General features: G+C 54.8%; 15 protein-coding genes. 5 read left to right on the top strand and 10 right to left on the bottom strand.

The genetic code is table 11. The features are described from left to right. The first annotated feature begins 1 nt into the window (after window position 1). The 3 genes from fdnG to fdnI are packed head-to-tail and all read left to right on the top strand — an operon-like array spanning window position 2 to window position 4,594. Window positions 2-3,049 carry a formate dehydrogenase-N subunit alpha gene (gene fdnG / locus FZF21_RS11310; protein WP_149121321.1) on the top strand — a complete coding sequence of 1,016 codons (3,048 nt, stop codon included), beginning with the start codon at window positions 2-4 and terminating at the stop codon, window positions 3,047-3,049. An 11-nt stretch (window positions 3,050-3,060) separates the two neighbouring features. Continuing rightward, window positions 3,061-3,945, top strand: coding sequence for a formate dehydrogenase subunit beta (gene fdxH / locus FZF21_RS11305; RefSeq protein ID WP_003857048.1), 885 nt, complete (start codon window positions 3,061-3,063; stop codon window positions 3,943-3,945). Beyond that, complete coding sequence (gene fdnI, locus FZF21_RS11300) at window positions 3,938-4,594, top strand: formate dehydrogenase-N subunit gamma (protein ID WP_032102982.1); 657 nt, start codon at window positions 3,938-3,940, stop codon at window positions 4,592-4,594. The genes fdxH and fdnI overlap by 8 nt, the downstream gene beginning before the upstream one ends. Before the next feature lie 51 nt (window positions 4,595-4,645). On the opposite strand, the gene FZF21_RS11295 is transcribed toward fdnI, so the two are convergent. From FZF21_RS11295 to ppk2, 3 genes are all read right to left on the bottom strand, one after another. Further along, window positions 4,646-4,903: a CcdB family protein gene (locus FZF21_RS11295; RefSeq protein WP_229233219.1), complete on the bottom strand. Its 258-nt coding sequence runs from the start codon at window positions 4,901-4,903 to the stop codon at window positions 4,646-4,648. Between the two features lie 65 nt (window positions 4,904-4,968). Beyond that, a complete protein-coding gene (locus FZF21_RS11290) occupies window positions 4,969-5,157 on the bottom strand; it encodes a hypothetical protein (RefSeq protein ID WP_017382306.1) in 189 nt (62 codons plus the stop codon). Window positions 5,158-5,258: 101 nt separating this feature from the next. After that, window positions 5,259-6,077, bottom strand: coding sequence for a polyphosphate kinase 2 (ppk2, locus tag FZF21_RS11285; RefSeq protein ID WP_045339967.1), 819 nt, complete (start codon window positions 6,075-6,077; stop codon window positions 5,259-5,261). A gap of 161 nt (window positions 6,078-6,238) precedes the next feature. On the opposite strand from ppk2, the gene araJ reads away from it, so the two are divergent. Next, a complete protein-coding gene (gene araJ, locus FZF21_RS11280; protein ID WP_017693387.1) occupies window positions 6,239-7,414 on the top strand; it encodes an MFS transporter AraJ in 1,176 nt (391 codons plus the stop codon). A 39-nt stretch (window positions 7,415-7,453) separates the two neighbouring features. Here araJ and FZF21_RS11275 read toward each other — a convergent pair whose 3' ends face one another. After that, the gene (locus FZF21_RS11275) at window positions 7,454-8,656 is read right to left on the bottom strand and encodes an FAD-dependent oxidoreductase (protein WP_032102985.1); all 1,203 of its coding nucleotides are present in this window, start codon (window positions 8,654-8,656) and stop codon (window positions 7,454-7,456) included. Window positions 8,657-8,786: 130 nt separating this feature from the next. On the opposite strand from FZF21_RS11275, the gene FZF21_RS11270 reads away from it, so the two are divergent. Beyond that, window positions 8,787-9,296, top strand: a complete 510-nt coding sequence (locus FZF21_RS11270; protein ID WP_015570482.1) for an Rrf2 family transcriptional regulator — start codon at window positions 8,787-8,789, stop codon at window positions 9,294-9,296. 39 nt (window positions 9,297-9,335) lie between these two features. Here FZF21_RS11270 and adhP read toward each other — a convergent pair whose 3' ends face one another. The 6 genes from adhP to FZF21_RS11240 form a co-directional block, all read right to left on the bottom strand. Beyond that, window positions 9,336-10,346: an alcohol dehydrogenase AdhP gene (gene adhP / locus FZF21_RS11265; RefSeq protein WP_006810706.1), complete on the bottom strand. Its 1,011-nt coding sequence runs from the start codon at window positions 10,344-10,346 to the stop codon at window positions 9,336-9,338. Window positions 10,347-10,542: 196 nt separating this feature from the next. Next, window positions 10,543-12,252 carry an ABC-F family ATP-binding cassette domain-containing protein gene (locus tag FZF21_RS11260; protein ID WP_047738598.1) on the bottom strand — a complete coding sequence of 570 codons (1,710 nt, stop codon included), beginning with the start codon at window positions 12,250-12,252 and terminating at the stop codon, window positions 10,543-10,545. A 343-nt stretch (window positions 12,253-12,595) separates the two neighbouring features. Then, window positions 12,596-14,293 carry an NAD-dependent malic enzyme gene (locus FZF21_RS11255; protein ID WP_006810704.1) on the bottom strand — a complete coding sequence of 566 codons (1,698 nt, stop codon included), beginning with the start codon at window positions 14,291-14,293 and terminating at the stop codon, window positions 12,596-12,598. 176 nt (window positions 14,294-14,469) lie between these two features. Beyond that, on the bottom strand, window positions 14,470-14,607 hold the full coding sequence (gene sra, locus FZF21_RS11250) for a stationary-phase-induced ribosome-associated protein (RefSeq protein WP_000841561.1): 138 nt from the start codon (window positions 14,605-14,607) through the stop codon (window positions 14,470-14,472). A gap of 95 nt (window positions 14,608-14,702) precedes the next feature. Next, entirely contained in the window at window positions 14,703-14,918 is a 216-nt protein-coding gene (bdm, locus tag FZF21_RS11245; RefSeq protein WP_015570485.1) for a biofilm-dependent modulation protein, read from the bottom strand. 141 nt (window positions 14,919-15,059) lie between these two features. Next, the gene (locus FZF21_RS11240) at window positions 15,060-15,581 is read right to left on the bottom strand and encodes a VOC family protein (protein ID WP_017693390.1); all 522 of its coding nucleotides are present in this window, start codon (window positions 15,579-15,581) and stop codon (window positions 15,060-15,062) included. Between the last annotated feature and the right edge of the window lie 12 nt (window positions 15,582-15,593).

The following is a 15,593-nucleotide window of genomic DNA, read 5'->3' as shown; positions in this document are numbered from 1 at the left end:
AATGGACGTCAGCCGCAGACAATTTTTTAAAATCTGCGCGGGCGGTATGGCCGGAACAACAGCCGCAATGCTGGGATTCGCTCCCAAAATGGCGCTGGCTCAGGCACGCAACTATAAACTGCTGCGCGCGAAAGAGATCCGTAACACCTGCACATACTGCTCCGTGGGTTGTGGGCTATTAATGTATAGCCTGGGTGATGGCGCAAAGAACGCCAAAGAAGCGATTTATCATATTGAAGGGGACCCGGACCATCCGGTGAGCCGCGGGGCGCTTTGCCCGAAAGGGGCGGGGCTGCTGGACTACGTCCACAGTGAAAACCGTCTGCGCTACCCGGAATATCGTGCGCCGGGCTCTGACAAATGGCAGCGTATCTCCTGGGACGACGCTTTCTCCCGAATTGCAAAACTGATGAAAGCGGATCGCGACGCCAACTTTATTGAGAAAAACGAGCAGGGCATCACGGTAAACCGCTGGACCTCCACCGGGATGCTGTGTGCCTCTGCGGCAAGTAATGAGACCGGCATGCTGACGCAAAAATTTGTGCGCTCCCTCGGCATGCTGGCGGTTGATAACCAGGCGCGCGTCTGACACGGACCAACGGTAGCAAGTCTTGCTCCAACATTTGGTCGCGGTGCGATGACCAACCACTGGGTTGATATCAAAAACGCTAACGTCGTGGTGGTAATGGGCGGTAACGCCGCTGAAGCCCATCCGGTGGGATTCCGCTGGGCGATGGAAGCGAAAAACAACAACGATGCGACGCTGATTGTCGTCGATCCACGCTTTACGCGTACGGCATCGGTGGCTGATATCTATGCGCCGATCCGCTCCGGTACGGACATCACGTTCCTGTCCGGCGTGCTGTCGTACCTGATCGAAAATAACAAAATTAACGCGGAATACGTTAAGCATTACACCAATGCCGGCCTGCTAGTAAGGGAAGATTTCGCCTTCGAAGATGGCCTCTTCAGCGGCTATGACGCCGGGAAACGTCAGTACGATAAATCATCCTGGAACTATCAGTTCGACGAAAACGGCTACGCGAAACGCGATGAGACCCTGAGCGATCCGCGCTGCGTGTGGAACTTGCTGAAACAGCACGTTTCCCGCTATACGCCGGACGTGGTGGAAAACATCTGCGGTACGCCGAAAGCGGACTTCCTGAAAGTATGTGAAGTGCTGGCTTCCACCAGTGCCGCCGACAGAACCACTACATTCCTGTACGCGCTGGGCTGGACGCAGCATACCGTGGGCGCGCAGAACATCCGTACCATGGCGATGATCCAGCTGCTGCTCGGCAACATGGGGATGGCCGGTGGCGGCGTGAACGCCCTGCGCGGGCACTCTAACATTCAGGGCTTAACCGACCTCGGCCTGCTGTCGACCAGCCTGCCGGGTTACCTGACCCTGCCGTCCGAGAAGCAGACCGACTGGCAAAGCTGGCTTGACGCCAACACGCCAAAAGCGACGCGTCCGGACCAGGTGAACTACTGGAGTAACTATCCGAAGTTTGCCGTCAGTCTGATGAAATCGTTCTACGGCGACGCGGCGCAGAAAGAGAATGACTGGGGCTTTGAGTGGTTGCCGAAATGGGACCAGGCTTACGATGTCATCAAGTATTTCAACATGATGGATAAGGGCGACGTCACGGGTTACATCTGCCAGGGCTTTAACCCGGTAGCGTCATTCCCGGATAAAAACAAAGTCGTTCGCAGCCTGAGCAAGCTGAAGTACATGGTGGTTATCGATCCGCTGGTCACCGAAACGTCTACGTTCTGGCAGAACCACGGTGAATCAAACGATGTCGATCCGGCAGCGATTCAGACCGAGGTGTTCCGCCTGCCGTCGACCTGCTTTGCGGAAGAGGACGGTTCAATTGCCAACTCTGGCCGCTGGCTACAGTGGCACTGGAAAGGTCAGGATGCGCCGGGCGAAGCGCGTAATGACGGCGAAATTCTGGCCGGGATTTACCATCGTCTGCGCGAGATGTACCGCGCAGAAGGCGGCAAAGGCGCTGAGCCGCTGCTGAAGATGAGCTGGAACTACAAGCAGCCGGATCATCCTGAGTCCGAAGAGGTGGCAAAAGAGAACAACGGCGTGGCGCTGGCCGACCTGTACGATGCCAACGGCAATCTGGTGGCGAAGAAAGGACAGCTGCTCAATAGCTTCGCGCTGTTGCGTGACGACGGTACCACGGCCTCTTCCTGCTGGATCTACACCGGCAGCTGGACGGAGCAGGGTAACCAGATGGCCAATCGCGATAACGCCGATCCGTCAGGCCTGGGCAATACCCTGGGCTGGGCATGGGCGTGGCCGTTGAACCGCCGCGTACTGTACAACCGTGCCTCCGCAGACGTGAACGGTAAGCCGTGGGATCCGAAACGCATGCTGATCGAGTGGAACGGCACGAAGTGGACGGGGAACGATATCCCGGACTTCAACACCGCCGCGCCGGGCAGCAACACCGGGCCGTTTATCATGCAGCCGGAAGGGCTGGGACGTCTGTTTGCTATCGACAAACTGGCGGAAGGGCCGTTCCCGGAACACTACGAGCCGATGGAAACGCCGCTCGGCACTAACCCGCTGCACCCGAATGTGGTCTCCAGTCCGGTGGTACGCATCTATGAAGACGACGTGCTGCGTTTAGGTAAAAAGGACAAGTTCCCTTATGTCGGCACCACCTACCGCCTGACCGAGCATTTCCATACCTGGACCAAGCACGCGCGGCTTAACGCCATCGCGCAGCCGGAACAGTTTGTGGAGATAAGCGAAACGCTGGCGAAGGCGAAAGGCATTGCCAACGGCGATCGCGTGAAGGTCAGCAGCAAGCGCGGCTTTATTCGCGCGGTGGCGGTGGTCACCCGTCGTCTGCAAACGCTGAACGTGCATGGCCAGCAGGTGGAAACCGTCGGTATACCACTGCACTGGGGCTTTGAAGGGGTAGCGCAGAAAGGCTACATCGCCAATACCCTGACGCCAAACGTCGGCGATTCCAACTCGCAAACGCCGGAGTATAAAGCGTTTCTGGTCAACATCGAGAAAGCGTAAGGAGCGATTAAATGGCGATGGAAACACAAGACATTATTAAACGCTCCGCGACCAACCCGATAACGCCCGCGCCTCGTGCGCGGGATTACAAGGCAGAAGTCGCCAAGCTGATCGATGTCTCCTCCTGCGTGGGCTGTAAGGCCTGCCAGGTGGCCTGCTCGGAGTGGAACGATATTCGCGACGAGGTGGGGCACTGCGTTGGTGTCTATGACAATCCTGCTGATCTGAGCGCCAAGTCCTGGACGGTGATGCGCTTTAGCGAAACCGACCAGAATGGCAAGCTGGAGTGGCTGATCCGTAAAGACGGCTGTATGCACTGTGAAGATCCGGGCTGCCTGAAGGCATGCCCGTCTGCCGGGGCAATCATTCAGTACGCCAACGGGATCGTCGACTTCCAGCAGGATAACTGCATCGGCTGCGGTTACTGTATTGCAGGTTGTCCGTTTAATATCCCGCGCCTCAATAAAGAGGATAACCGGGTCTATAAATGCACGCTGTGCGTCGATCGCGTCAGCGTCGGCCAGGAGCCTGCCTGCGTGAAGACCTGTCCTACCGGGGCGATCCACTTCGGTACCAAAAAAGAGATGCTGGAAGTGGCGCAGCAGCGGGTGGATAAGCTCAAAGCGCGCGGCTATGACAAGGCCGGGATTTATAACCCGCAGGGCGTGGGCGGTACGCACGTCATGTATGTTCTGCACCACAATGACCAGCCGGAGCTATATCACAATCTGCCGAAAGATCCGGCGATCGATACCTCGATCAACCTCTGGAAAGGGGCGCTTAAGCCGCTCTCAGCGGCGGGCTTTATCGCCACCTTTGCCGGGCTGATTTATCACTACATCGGTATCGGGCCGAATAAAGAGGTGGATGACGACGAGGAGGAGCATCATGAATAAGTCGAAAATGATAGTGCGCACAAAATTTGTCGATCGCGCCTGTCACTGGACGGTGGTCATCTGCTTCTTCCTGGTGGCGGTATCCGGCATTTCGTTCTTTTTCCCGACGCTACAGTGGCTCACGGAAACCTTCGGGACACCGCAGATGGGGCGCATTCTGCATCCGTTCTTCGGCGTGCTGATTTTCGTGGTGCTGATGTTTATGTTCGTGCGTTTCGTTCATCACAACATCCCTGACAAGCAGGATATTCCCTGGATTAAAGGGATTGTTGAGGTTCTGAAAGGCAACGAGCATAAAGTCGCGAAGGTGGGCAAATACAACGCCGGGCAGAAGATGATGTTCTGGACCATCATGAGCATGATTTTCGTGCTGCTGGTAACCGGAGTGATTATCTGGCGTCCGTATTTTGCCCAATATTTCCCGATCCAGGTGGTGCGCTACGCACTGCTGATCCACGCGACCTCGGCCATTATTCTGATCCACGCCATCCTGATCCATATGTATATGGCCTTCTGGGTGAAAGGATCGATTAAAGGCATGATTGAAGGGAAGGTGAGCCGCCGCTGGGCGCAAAAACACCATCCGCGCTGGTATCGGGACGTCGAGCGTCTTGAAGCGCAAAAAGAGAGTTCGGAAGGGTTGAAGTAAACCTCGCGCCGTCGGCATTGTCCGGCGGCGCTGCACTTGCGCGGCTCTGAGCTACGTATTGGTAATTAACGCATCAATTCCTGCAAGAACACTACTTCTTGCACTGCGCAGATTACATACATAATTCTTATTATTAAGTTTCTTTGTCTCCACGTGTGTGATGTTGGCTGTATTAAGAAAATATGTCTGGAATTCAATGTTCACCAGTGGCGTTGCAGCGTTTGAATGTCCTCTTAAATGATTGTGATAGCTTAACGGTACAATAAGTCTCGTTGATAAGTCGTCATAAAAATCGTGCTGAATAATCATAAAATAGGGCTGGTATTCACGCGTTCTGTCTGATGGGTTGCGATAAACGTCAAACTGAAAACACATCAAAGCCCTCCAAAATAAGGGTCATCCGATAATAGCCCTGCTTTGGCCGTTAATTCATTCATCGCTTTAATAAATCCCTGATCCTGTTGATGCTGTCGCTTGTGCTCTGCTGTTGTAGAGAGTGGGCGAGGCTTTTTCCCCGTAAAAGGCTTTGTTGTAACACATCTTTCTGTGCGGTTCGGTTTCATGTTTTCTCCTTTGTTGGTGCGGTCATTATCAACCGCAGCCAACAAAAAACAATACTGTTTCCCCTGGTAATCTACATTATGCGAGCCGTCTTCCAGTAATATCAAAATCGCTCTGCAATATAGCGGAAGGGATATTTTGTAGGCTTCACTTTGCCGATCTTGCGTTTCGGTAAATCCACCTTGTCTACGTGAATTTCTTTATAGGGGATCTGGGAAAGCAGATGCGAAATAATATTCAGCCGCACCCTTTTTTTATCTTCTGAGCGCGCCACAAACCACGGCGCCCAGGCGGTGTCGGTCGCTTTAAACATCGCGTCGCGGGCGAGGGTATATTCATCCCACAGATTGAAAGATTTAATATCCATTGGAGACAGCTTCCAGATCTTGCGACCATCATTGATGCGATCGCGCAGGCGTCGCTCCTGCTCTTTTGGCGTTACTTCAAGCCAGTATTTCAACAAAATGATCCCGGCATCGACCATCGCTTTTTCCATTACCGGCGTTCCATCAAGAAATTTTTCGGCCTGCTCTTCGGTACAGAAACCCATGACTCTTTCCACGCCCGCGCGGTTGTACCAGCTGCGGTCAAAAATAACGATTTCCCCGGCAGAGGGCAGATGGGGAACGTAACGCTGAAAATAGAGCTGACTTTTCTCTTTATCGGTGGGGGCCGGTAACGCAACAACGCGAAACACCCGAGGGCTGACGCGTTCGGTGATGGCTTTGATAGCGCCGCCTTTACCGGCGCCGTCTCGCCCTTCAAAAACAATACAGACCTTTAACCCTTTGGCGACCACCCATTGCTGGAGCTTAACCAGTTCAACATGGAGGCGGCGAAGCTCTTGCTCGTACGCTTTGGTTTTGAGCGGCGCGTTTTTAACGACATCATCAACAACATGGGTTTTCTTCTTACTGACCATGGTGGGTCTCCCTTTGTATCCGGTCGCGGGATCGAGGCCGTACTAAGAGTGTAATCGGCCTGAATGAATGGATTAATGTGTCAGAAATCTGATTTGAACTGGTTCACCATACAAGTTTAATCAATAATGCACGCTGCATATTTTTTAACAGTGGTCGCGGTATGAAAAAGACAATTTTTTCGTTAGCACTGGGTACCTTTGGCCTGGGGATGGCTGAGTTTGGCATTATGGGCGTGCTGACCGAGCTGGCTCATGATACGGGCATTTCGATTCCCTCCGCCGGAAATATGATTTCGTTTTACGCTTTTGGCGTGGTGATCGGCGCGCCGATTGTGGCGCTGTTCTCCAGCAAATTTTCGCTGAAAACAACGCTGCTGTTTCTGGTGGCGATGTGCGTCGTCGGTAACGCGCTCTTTACCTTCTCTGACTCCTACGTGGGGCTGGCGGCGGGGCGCTTAATCTCTGGTTTCCCGCATGGCGCGATTTTCGGAGTGGGGGCGATAATCCTGTCAAAAATCGCACCGCCGGGTAAAGTGACGGTCGCTGTGGCCGGGATGATTGCCGGGATGACCGTTGCCAACCTGCTTGGCGTGCCGCTCGGGACGTGGCTGGGACATGAATTTAACTGGCGTTACACCTTCTTTTTGATTGCGGTCTTTGACGCGCTGGTGATCCTGTCTGTTCTGCTGTGGGTGCCTGACATTCACGACACGACAACCACCCGGCTGGCAGAACAATTCCACTTCCTGAAGAAACCGGAACCGTGGCTGATTTTTGCCGCTACGATGTTTGGCAATGCCGGGGTGTTTGCCTGGTTTAGCTTCGTGAAGCCGTTTATGGTCAATGTGTCAGGCTTTTCCGAGGGCGTCATGACCGCGATCATGATGCTAATGGGGCTGGGCATGGTGCTGGGAAATGTCTTCAGCGGCAAGCTGTCGTCACGCTTTAGCCCGCTGCGCATTGCTGCCACCACCGACCTGGTGATTGTGGCTTCGCTGCTGGCGTTGTTTGCCTTTGGCGAGCTAAAAACAGCTTCACTGGTAATGGGATTTGTCTGCTGCGCCGGGCTGTTTGCGCTCTCTGCGCCGCTGCAAATTCTGCTGCTGCAAAATGCGAAAGGCGGCGAGATGCTGGGGGCCGCAGGCGGGCAAATGGCGTTTAACCTCGGCAGCGCAATTGGCGCCTATTTCGGTGGATTAATGATTACGCTCGGCTTTAGCTGGAGCTATGTCACGCTGCCGGCCGCGATTTTATCCTTCTCTGCGATGACCTCTCTGCTGATGTATGGTTATTTATGTGCCAAAAAGCGTCAGGCCAACGCAGGTGCGCTGGCCTGATTGCACACTTTGCCCGCTGGTCGCGGGCGCAGAAGGGGACTAAACGAATTTCGCCAGCGGGTCAGCGGCGGCAAAAGCGACCGCTTTGTCTGCTGCTGGTGGGTAAATCAGTTCGTTGGTGATGGCGACTTTGATCTTTTTGCCTTCCTCGCGCACGGATTTAACGCGCTGTTCCCAGCCCTCGGTGTATACCGCGCCCCAGCCACCTAAATCCAGACAGGTGACGTAGTTCACCTGACGGTAAGGGTACGGCTCCAGATTTAACAGGCTGGCCGCCGCGTTGTGTCCGGCGAATTTCCCAAGCTGGATCGCGTGCTGGCAGGTCATCAGCGCCGTGTTGCCCGCATCGTCCGTTTTGGCGTGCGCCATATCACCCGTCGCGTAAACCTCAGGATGCGCAGGAACCTGCAACGTGTCGGTGACGATCAGCCGTCCCTGAGTATCGCGTTCCCCGTCAATTTGCAGGCTGAGGAGGTTAGCTTCTACCCCTGCCGTCCACACTACAGTGGCGCTGGCAATGCGCTCTCCGTTTTTCAGCGTTACGCCGCTGGCATCGATGGCTTCAATTTCACTGTTTAAACGCCATTCAACGCCGAGCACGTTGCTTGCTTCTTCAATTGTGTTACGCAGCGCCTCGCTATAACGCCCGCCGATGGTCGCACCTCTTTCAACTACGATTACTTTAGTCTTTGTATCAGCGCCGAAGCGAGTACGGAGTCGGGCAGGGAGTTCCGTTGCCAGTTCGATGCCGGTAAAGCCGCCGCCACACACGACCACGGTATTACGCTCCGGGGTGGAGGGGCGCGAAACCAGCGAATCAAGATGCTGCTCGAATAATCTGGCGGAGTCGAGTTGGTCGATATCAAAGGCGTATTCAGCCAGACCGGCAACAGGAGGACGTTTAGTCTGGCTACCGGTTGCGAGGATCAGACGTTCCCAGGCGACGTCAGCAATCGCGCCGTTTGAATCGCGATACAAAACGGTTTTAGACGAGGTATCAATACGTTGTGCTTCGCCCGCAATAAAGGCGATACCCAGCTCAGCAAACAGTTCGGTCAGCGGCGCGACCATCGTCGACACGTTCTCTTCATAAAAGCGTGGGCGAACGCGTAGCTCCGCAACAGGGGCCAGCACGGCAATGCTGAGGCTATTGTTACCCGCCAGAGCAGAAAGGCGCGCGGCGCTGACCGCAGCCCACATACCGGAAAACCCACTACCCACAATTAAAATCTGCTTTTTCATACTCGATCCTTTAGTGCGTCAGGCTGTATGTCTGACATAACTGCCACTATACTTGTCGGAGTTAACTGCGACAACTTCTTTCTGAGTTAAAAATCGTTATAATGCAGCGAACAATGACCCGGAGTGAGCCATGGCGTTTTACAGTTCTGGTGTGGAATATGGCATTCATAGCCTGATGTGTATGGTGGATGCAAAAGGCAATGAACGTGAGATGAGCGTCCGGGAGATGGCGGCCTTGCAGGGCGTGCCGTACGACTATCTTGGAAAAATCTTCACCCGTTTATCACGCGCGGGGCTGGTCATCAGCACCGAAGGCAAAGGGGGAGGCTTCCGGCTGGCGCGTCCGGCGGAGCTGATCAGCGTGCTGGACGTGGCGCACGCCATCGACGGCGAGAAGAATATGTTTGAGTGTCGGGAAGTGCGTCAGCGCCTGGCGGTGTTTGATGAAACGCCACCTGCCTGGGTCTGTGACGGCCCGTGTGGGGTGCGCTCGGTCATGGACAGCGCGCAGCAGCGGATGGAAGAGGAGTTAGGGCGCCATACCATCCTGGATCTGGCGCGGAAGATGTATCGAAAAGCGCCGGACACGTTCCAGATCGAGGTTCAGGAATGGATTTCCGATCGCCGTTCGTCCACGTGAAAAGCCGGGCAGGGCAGAGCCGCTACCCGGCCACCGCGGTTAAGAACGTAAATCAATCACCATACGGCCACGGATCTGGCCCTGTTCCATTTCTTTGAAGATGGCGTTGATATCTTCCAGTGGGCGCATTGTAACTTTCGGTTTCACCTTACCTTCAGCCGCAAACTGGAAGGCTTCGAGCAGATCCTGACGGGTACCCACCAGGGAACCCACTACCTGAATCCCATCGAGGACCAGACGTGGAATATCCAGGCTCATCGCTTCCGGCGGCAGGCCAACAGCCACCACGCGGCCACCGGCGCGAACTGCGTCAACGGCAGAGTTGAAGGCCGCTTTCGCTACCGCCGTCACCACCGCCGCATGCGCACCGCCGGTTTTCTCCTGAATCACTTTTGCCGCATCTTCACTGCGGGAGTTCACGGTTAAGTCTGCGCCCATGCTGGCAGCGAGCTTCAGCTGCTCGTCATTCACGTCAATGGCGATAACCTTCGCATTGAAGACATTTTTGGCGTATTGCAGCGCGAGGTTGCCCAGACCGCCCAGGCCGTAGATCGCAATCCACTGGCCGGGTTTGATGTCAGAGACTTTTACCGCTTTGTAGGTGGTGACCCCGGCGCAGGTGATGCTGCTGGCCGCCGCAGAGTCCAGCCCGTCCGGGACTTTAACCGCGTAATCCGCGGTTACGATGCACTCTTCCGCCATGCCGCCGTCAACGGAGTAACCCGCGTTTTTCACGTCACGGCACAACGTTTCGTTGCCGGTATTACAATATTCACAGTGGCCACAGCCTTCGAAGAACCACGCCACGCTTGCACGATCGCCTACTTTTAGCGACGTGACGCCCGGACCAATCTCTTTGACGATACCAATCCCTTCGTGGCCGAGGATCACCCCGGTTTTGTCGCCAAAATCGCCATTCTTAACATGGAGATCGGTATGGCAAACGCCACAGCACTCCATCTTCAGCAGCGCTTCACCATGTTTGAGCGCGCGTAAGGTTTTTTCTGTGACATTAACCTGATGATCCTGAGTGACAACAGCAGCCTTCATGTGTTTCTCCTTTCATGATGAGTATCTGCATAGCAGGTCTGATTACCCATTAAGGATTAATACTTTGGCGCTGTAATGCAAGGCAACCGCAACATAATGTCATTATTTGATGCATTTTCGGATTAAGAAAAGGCTGTACCCCTCATAAATTGGGGTGAAAAACACTGGCCCGGCGACGCCACCGCCGGGCTCAGATTTACAGTTGCGCTTCTATCACCTTAATCTCTTTTCGCCATTGCGCCTGTAATTGCGGTTTTTGGTGTTTTGGCTTACGCGCCAAATCCTCTTCCAGCAGCGTTTCCAGGGCAACCAGGCGTTCGAGCAGATCGTCAGACGCTGAAGAGGGTGCCTTCAATGCGTTATTCGATGCCTCAGGTACAACCGGACCGGTGTCCTCACGCAGACGCTCAAACACAGCCTCCGCATCGTGCCATTCGCTCAGCCTGCCGTCCTCAATCAGCCAGAAGCGGTTACAGCTCTGGCTAATTAACTGACGATCGTGGCTCACCAGCAGCACTCCGCCTTCAAACTGTTGCAGCGTTTCCGCCAGCGCCTCTTTGCCTTCCATGTCCAGGTGGTTGGTCGGTTCATCCAGCATCAGCAGGCTATAACGGGCAAGCGTCAGGCCGACGAACAGCAGGCGCGAACGTTCCCCGCCGCTCAGCGTACTGACTTTTTGCCCGTGACGCGCCCACGGGAACCCGGCACTGATGAGCGCCATTTTACGGGTCTGCGGATCTGGCGCGAAAGGCTCCAGCGCATCAAGCAGCGCCGCATCATCTGGCAACTGGTGCAGCGTCTGGTCGTAGTAGCCGGGTGAGACGCGCGGATGACGCTTAAGCCGCTCGTCCGCGATCTCGTCGCGAAAATGTCGCCAGATAAGCTTCAGCAGCGACGATTTTCCGCAGCCGTTACGACCCACAATCGCCACGCGATCGCCGCTCTTCAGCCGCGCGCTGTCGAGAGTAAACAGGTCTGGCAGACCCGGCGCCGGGGGGACGCCGAGGTGAGTCATTTCCAGCAGGCGGTCGGCCCGAAGCGCGTCCCCGCGCAGGGTTAAGGTCCACGGGCTTCCCGCCGTCAGTTCCGTCTGGGTCTCTTTCAGGCGTTCGACCTGTTTTTCCATCTGCTTAGCCTTACGGGAGAGATCTTCGTTGTCATAGACCTTGCCCCAGTTCGCGAGACGCCGTGCGCTGGCCGTGACGCGGTCGATCTCTTTTTGCTCTGCCTTATGGCGCAACGCATCGCTTTCGTCTTTTGCGTCGAGCGCCAGACGGGCGGCAGTGCAGGGAAGGGCAAAGGCGTGCAGCGTTTTATCGCGCAGGATCCAGCTGCCGTTGGTTACCGCGTCCAGCAGTTGCCTGTCGTGTGAGACCAGCACAAAGCTGCCGGACCAGTTTTGTAGAAACTGCTCCAGCCACAGCAGGGTCGGCAGGTCAAGGTGGTTGCTCGGTTCGTCCAGAAGCAGCAGATCCGGATCGCTTATCAACGCTCGTGCCAGCAGCAACCGCGTATGCTGGCCGCCGCTCAGCGTGGCGGAGGTTAACGCCGTTTCCTGCGTCGTGAAGCCCATTCCGGCCAGCAGCGACTCGGCTTTCCAGCGCAAACTGTCGCGCTCACCGATCGGCAGCTGCGCCAGCACCGCATCCAGCATGGTCAGGGGATCAAGGGTCTCCGGCAGATGTTGTTCCACGCGCGCCAGCAGGCAATGTCCCGCCAGTGAAACGGTTCCGGCAGCAGGGGACTGCGTCCCGTCGAGGATTTTCAGCAGCGTACTTTTTCCGCAGCCGTTATCACCCAGCAGGCCGATGCGATCGCCTTTTTTTAACGTAAAGGAGAGAGAGTCGAAGAGCGTGCCGAAGGCCGTATCAACGCGTAAAGAATGTGCAGTGAGTAAAGTGCTCATTGTTGCTTACCCAGGAGTTACAGGCATGTTTATGCCTCGTCAAACATCGCTGACGATAACTCAGTAAGCCCGAGAGAAGGGATTTCAGGGGTTGGTGTCTTCGCTCAAGCGGAAGTTATCGCAGCACGATACCGATAACGCTTGAGCTGGTGCGATCACCAAATGTATGTGAAACATTGAAAATTTCACAGTACAGCATAATTGGCCTCCTTATATATTCAGTAGGTTAATGGATGAAGGGAGTGTAGCGGGGGAAAATGGGTTTGGCTAGTGGGAGGTGCCGTATATTCCCCTCACCCTAACCCTCTCCCCTTTGGGGAGAGGGCTGGGTGAGGGGCAATGCTTAAATAGAAGTACGACGATAGCTACGGTATTCCGGCATCCAGAAGTTATCGTCAATCGCCTGCTGCAACGCATCGGCAGAGGTTTTCACCGCGACGCCTTGCTGCTGCGCCATTTTGCCTACCGCGAAGGCAATTGCGCGGGACACTTTATGAATGTCTTTCAGCTCCGGCAGTACCAGGCCTTCACCGTTATTCACCAGCGGTGAGTGACCTGCCAGCGTTTCGCTCGCGGACATCAGCATTTCGTCGGTGATGCGTGACGCGCCGGAGGCGATAACCCCCAGACCAATACCCGGGAAGATATAGGAGTTATTGCACTGTGCGATGGGATAGAGTTTGTCCTTCCACAGCACCGGATCAAACGGGCTGCCGGTCGCGACCAGTGCCTTACCTTCTGTCCAGGCGATGATATCCTGCGGCGTTGCCTCCACGCGTGAAGTCGGGTTAGACAGCGGCATCACGATAGGGCGTTCGCAGTGCTTGTGCATCTCGCGAATAATCTCTTCCGTGAAGAGGCCGGTCTGCCCGGATACGCCGATCAGAATGTCCGGCTTCACGTTGCGCACCACGTCAAGAAGCGAGAGCACTTCGTTATCCGTATCCCAGTTTTTCAGGTTTTCACGCTTCTGCACCAGTTTGGTCTGGAACGGGAGCAGGTTTGGCATACCGTCGGTCAGCAGGCCAAAACGGTCCACCATAAAGACGCGGGAGCGAGCCAGCTCTTCGCTTAAGCCTTCGCGCTGGGTCTGGGCAATAATTTGCTCGGCGATGCCGCAGCCCGCGGAGCCTGCACCCAGGAAGACAATTTTCTGATAGCTGAGCTGGCTGCCTGCCGCACGGCTCGCGGCAATCAGCGTCCCCACGGTCACTGCCGCAGTGCCCTGAATGTCATCGTTGAACGAGCAGATCTCATCGCGGTAGCGGTTCAGCAGCGGCATGGCGTTTTTCTGTGCGAAGTCTTCGAACTGCAACAGCACGTCCGGCCAGCGGTGCTTCACGGCCTGGATGAAATCATCAACAAACTGATAGTACTCGTCGTCGGTAATGCGCGGGTGACGCCAGCCCATGTACAGCGGATCGTTCAGCAGTTGCTGGTTGTTGGTCCCCACGTCCAGCACAACCGGCAGGGTGTAGGCCGGGCTGATCCCGCCGCAGGCGGTATACAGCGAGAGCTTACCGATGGGGATCCCCATCCCACCAATGCCCTGGTCGCCAAGGCCCAGAATACGTTCGCCATCGGTTACCACGATCACCTTGATGTTGTGATTAGGCACGTTTTGCAGAATGTCGTCCATGTTGTGACGGTTCTGATAGGAGATGAACACGCCGCGGGAACGACGGTAGATCTCTGAGAAGCGTTCACACGCCGCGCCGACGGTTGGGGTGTAAATGACGGGCATCATCTCTTCGAGATGGTTCTGCACCAGGCGGTAGAAGAGGGTTTCGTTGGTGTCCTGGATATTACGCAGGTAGATGTGCTTATCGATTTCGGTTTTAAAGCCCTGATACTGGATCCAGGCGCGTTCCGCCTGTTCTTCAATGGTTTCAACCACTTCAGGCAGCAGACCCAGCAGGTTAAAGCTGCTGCGCTCTTCCATGCTAAAGGCGCTGCCTTTGTTCAGAAGGGGAAACTCCAGTAAAACCGGACCGGCGTAAGGAATATAAAGGGAACGATGTTTTTTCAGTTTGTTGTCCATGTCACTCACTCTTTTTAAGAAGATCCGTCCCTGACACTGCTGTTTGTCATCTTTCTGGCCTGTGCTACGGGGTGCGGTCGGGCGGTATTATAAAGGAGCTAAATATTAATTACCGCAACACATAAACAAAAACACCACCGGGGTAACCGATGGTGTTGTGGATTTCGTACTGGAACTTACTTGCCTGCCTGACGTTTCCTGCCGGTGGCGTGGGTCACTTGCGTTTCGCTCCCCTCTTCAATAACCACTTTGCGCTGGTTAGAGAGCTTGTAGTTCAGTCCCAGAATGTGGCGTGCCTGACGGTTCGATTTCATATTAACTCCTCAATCCCGTTGATAGTTTTAAGGACAAGTTTGCTCACGCAAACGAAATGTAACCCCTTAGGTTGCAGATCCAGCTTAGCAGGTTTTTACAAAGGTGCATTTTGCCCGCTGACCACATAGTTGATGGTTTGCTGGTAGATGTCACTGAGGATGTCATTGTCTGTGGCTTCCACCCACCTGGTCAGTTCCATCAAAATGTCATCTTCGGTAACAACACCGTGCTCCGCCTGGAGACCCTGCGCAATCGCGTTAACGAGTTCGGGTTGTGCTGCTGTGGTATGTGCCGGGTAATAAGTAAACATGCTGCCTCCGTGTCGTTGTCTGTTTAATGTTACGGCGTGCAAAATCGTAATTCGCATTCAGATTGGCAAATATTTTCGCCGTTGTGGTTCAGATTCGTCCTGGAAATAAAAATATCATCTCCCGTAGCACAGAAATAAAATTCAGGGTTTCCAGCGGCGTAAATTTGTCGTTTTTTCATAAGGCATGGGCGTTGGCCAGGAAATCAATTCTACAATGCTGCCCCAGGGGGTTTGCCCATAGCAGAAAGCATTACCTTCACCTTGCTCATCCGGAAACGTGAGCGGCTTTGGCGCGGTAAACATCTCCCCGCCAGCAGCGGTGAAAGCGGCTATCGCCTTATCAAAATCATCAACATAAACAGCAAAATGCTGGAGGCCAAAGTCGCTGGCGCGGGCGGGCATTCCCTGTTCAGGGCCATGCATTTCGAAAAGTTCTATGCCGGGTCCGTGGGGCATGACGAGCATGCGAATGGCGTGAATTTTTGTGCCGGGAAATAATTTTAAGGTGTGCTGCTGGGCGGGCTGATCAATATTATCGGTTTGCGCATCGACAGAATGATATAAAACCTGAGCGTCGAAAGCGCGTTCAAAAAATAGGGTGGCTTTTTCAATGTCGGGCACCGTAATACCAATATGGTCGATGCCCCTTACTGACGATGGCATAGTTAACTCCTG

It is taken from the genome of Enterobacter sp. LU1 (assembly GCF_008271405.2).
Taxonomy (GTDB): Bacteria; Pseudomonadota; Gammaproteobacteria; order Enterobacterales; family Enterobacteriaceae; genus Enterobacter; species Enterobacter hormaechei_C.
Note: the sequence above shows the minus strand (reverse complement) of the source record. Positions and strands in the feature narration are given on the sequence as shown.

Coding starts and splice junctions, on each gene's coding strand:
- fdxH (WP_003857048.1), top strand. CDS start 3,061: ATGGCGATGGAAACACAAGACATTATTAAACGCTCCGCGACCAACCCG.
- fdnI (WP_032102982.1), top strand. CDS start 3,938: ATGAATAAGTCGAAAATGATAGTGCGCACAAAATTTGTCGATCGCGCC.
- FZF21_RS11295 (WP_229233219.1), bottom strand. CDS start 4,903: ATGATTATTCAGCACGATTTTTATGACGACTTATCAACGAGACTTATT.
- FZF21_RS11290 (WP_017382306.1), bottom strand. CDS start 5,157: ATGAAACCGAACCGCACAGAAAGATGTGTTACAACAAAGCCTTTTACG.
- ppk2 (WP_045339967.1), bottom strand. CDS start 6,077: ATGGTCAGTAAGAAGAAAACCCATGTTGTTGATGATGTCGTTAAAAAC.
- araJ (WP_017693387.1), top strand. CDS start 6,239: ATGAAAAAGACAATTTTTTCGTTAGCACTGGGTACCTTTGGCCTGGGG.
- FZF21_RS11275 (WP_032102985.1), bottom strand. CDS start 8,656: ATGAAAAAGCAGATTTTAATTGTGGGTAGTGGGTTTTCCGGTATGTGG.
- FZF21_RS11270 (WP_015570482.1), top strand. CDS start 8,787: ATGGCGTTTTACAGTTCTGGTGTGGAATATGGCATTCATAGCCTGATG.
- adhP (WP_006810706.1), bottom strand. CDS start 10,346: ATGAAGGCTGCTGTTGTCACTCAGGATCATCAGGTTAATGTCACAGAA.
- FZF21_RS11260 (WP_047738598.1), bottom strand. CDS start 12,252: ATGAGCACTTTACTCACTGCACATTCTTTACGCGTTGATACGGCCTTC.
- FZF21_RS11255 (WP_006810704.1), bottom strand. CDS start 14,293: ATGGACAACAAACTGAAAAAACATCGTTCCCTTTATATTCCTTACGCC.
- sra (WP_000841561.1), bottom strand. CDS start 14,607: ATGAAATCGAACCGTCAGGCACGCCACATTCTGGGACTGAACTACAAG.
- bdm (WP_015570485.1), bottom strand. CDS start 14,918: ATGTTTACTTATTACCCGGCACATACCACAGCAGCACAACCCGAACTC.
- FZF21_RS11240 (WP_017693390.1), bottom strand. CDS start 15,581: ATGCCATCGTCAGTAAGGGGCATCGACCATATTGGTATTACGGTGCCC.